The sequence below is a fragment of the Paenibacillus sp. 7516 genome, assembly GCF_002272715.1.
Lineage (GTDB): Bacteria > Bacillota > Bacilli > Paenibacillales > Paenibacillaceae > Paenibacillus > Paenibacillus illinoisensis_A.
In genome coordinates, this window is record NZ_NPBI01000066.1 from 1 (window position 1) to 206 (window position 206).

The 206-nt window shown below is 54.9% G+C and carries 1 tRNA gene; it reads left to right on the plus strand.

The window, feature by feature from the left end:
* Positions 1-132: 132 nt before the first annotated feature.
* Positions 133-204, plus strand: a tRNA-Gly gene (locus CHI14_RS29655).
* The last annotated feature ends 2 nt before the right edge of the window (positions 205-206 follow it).

Sequence of the window (206 nt, forward strand, 5' to 3'; positions counted from 1 at the left end):
CTTGATTATGCTTCAGGGATGAGAATCCGTTTTTGGGTTCGTCGGAGCATACACTTCGAGAGCATCAGCTTCGCAGTCTCGAACGAAGTGAGAGTATCCCGTCGGTTCCGCCATTTATTATTAATACCGCATGCGGACGTGGCTCAGCGGTAGAGCATCGCCTTGCCAAGGCGAGGGTCGCGGGTTCGATTCCCGTCGTCCGCTCC